This window comes from Streptomyces sp. MBT53 (genome assembly GCF_016654115.1).
GTDB lineage: Bacteria > Actinomycetota > Actinomycetes > Streptomycetales > Streptomycetaceae > Streptomyces.
This window is the reverse complement of the sequence record NZ_JAEQAZ010000425.1, coordinates 1-1,642: the sequence shown is the minus strand read 5'-3', so window position 1 is coordinate 1,642 and position 1,642 is coordinate 1. Positions and strand designations below refer to the sequence as shown.

1 protein-coding gene is annotated in these 1,642 nt (G+C 73.6%); it reads right to left on the bottom strand.

Annotated features, from left to right (window positions below):
• The coding region (locus JHN45_RS51835; RefSeq protein ID WP_201056468.1) for a hypothetical protein at nt 1–1,642 on the bottom strand (1,642 nt) is incomplete at both ends.

Below are 1,642 nucleotides of genomic sequence, written 5' to 3'. Positions count from 1 at the left end.
CACTGCGGGGGTGGGGGCGGGGGTGGCGTCCATGGTGACCGGATCGCCCGGTGCCGGGGCGTTCTCCGTGGAGCCCGGGCCGGAGGCCGTCGGCGTCGGGGCTGCGGCAGCAGTGGCAACGGCTGCGGCGCGAGTGGTGAGGTCGGTCAGGTTGCGGTGGGCGGTGTTGAGCTGGGCGGCGAGGCGGATCTCCCCGCGCTCGCCCTCGGCGACCGCGTTGCGGAGCGGGTCCATCGTGCGGCGGGCGTCGGAGATCGCACCGACCAGGGTGCCGATGCGGGTGTTGAGGTCGTGGAGGTGCTGTTCGGCCTGGTCCGCCTGCTGCGCGGCGGTGGTCGCGGCGGCGTCGGTCCGGTCGGCTTCGGTGGCCGCGTCACTCAGTTCGGCGGTTGCCGCGTCCAGGGCGGCCTGTGCCTCGCCCCGCAGCCCCCGCTGCGCACCCTCGTCGTGCAGCGCCGCGGCGTGGTCGTGCTCGGCCTCGTCGAACACCTCGGCGGCGTTCTCGAAAGAGGTCCATGCCTGGTCCAGGGCCGCGACTCCGGTAGTGGCACCCGGTGTGGCATCCCCCGTCCCCGGCCCGGTGAGCGTGCCGTCCGGGTCGAAGGTCCAGATGCGCAGGCCCTCGGGGCCCCGGGTGACCAGTTCCACCGGGTGTCCGTGGAACCGTGCCACCCGCGAGGCGCCGTAGAGGGCGAGGGTCAGGCGGGAGCCGTCCGGGTCGGGGCCGGTGGCCACCCAGAGTTGGTATCCCTTGTCCTTGGGGTCGACGCCCCTGGTCAGGAGGGGCACCACGTCCCGCAGCGGTGTCGTCGCCCAGTTCTCCGGCGCGATGCCGGTGCCCGCGGTGAGCAGGGCCGGGAGGTCGTAGACATGGGGTACCGGACGGGGGTCGGTGATGCCGTGGCCGAGGGCGTCGCGTTCCTCGACGCGGATCGTGGCCGTACCGGTGACATGGCGGACGCCGTCGGGGCCGGAGACCTCGATGTGGACGTCGGCGCGGACCTCGTAGCTGCGGGTGCCGCGGCCGTCGGCGGGCAGGCTGGTGCTGCCGGTCTTGAGCCAGTCGCGGCGCCCGCCGGAGACGGTGCTGCCGAAGTTGCTTGCGTGCAGGGGACGTTGGAGCAGTGGCGGGGTCACGCCGAAGAGGTTGCGGTCGGGGCCGTCGGCGCTCAGGACGAACGGCAGCGACAGCCCGCTGTTGGTGTCGCCGCCGGAGACCGTGCCGCTGTTCTCCGAGCTGATCCGGAGCCGGTCGAGGGTCACGTCGCCGCCGTCGGTGACCGCCCTGGGCCGGTACAACGAGACGGTGAGGGTGGGCCGTTGGTCCGGGGCGTCGCGGAACGGGAACGCGCCCGGCATCGTCGGCAGCATGCCGCCGACCTGACGGGGTGTGTCCAGGGAGAGCGTGCCGGCCTGGATGAGTTCGCCGAGCCGTACCGACGCGTTCTCGTCGGAGGTCGAGGCCGGCAGGGATCGCCAGCCGCTGCCGGTGGTCGGGGCCACTTCGTCGAGGGCGGTGTACAGCTGGCTCCAGGCGTCGAAGCCGTAGACCGGGACGTTGCCTGTGGGGTGGAACAGGTCCGCGTCGCGCAACGCGGGCGCGCCGTCGGTGAGTTGGCGGGGGTCGACACGAGAGAGGGAG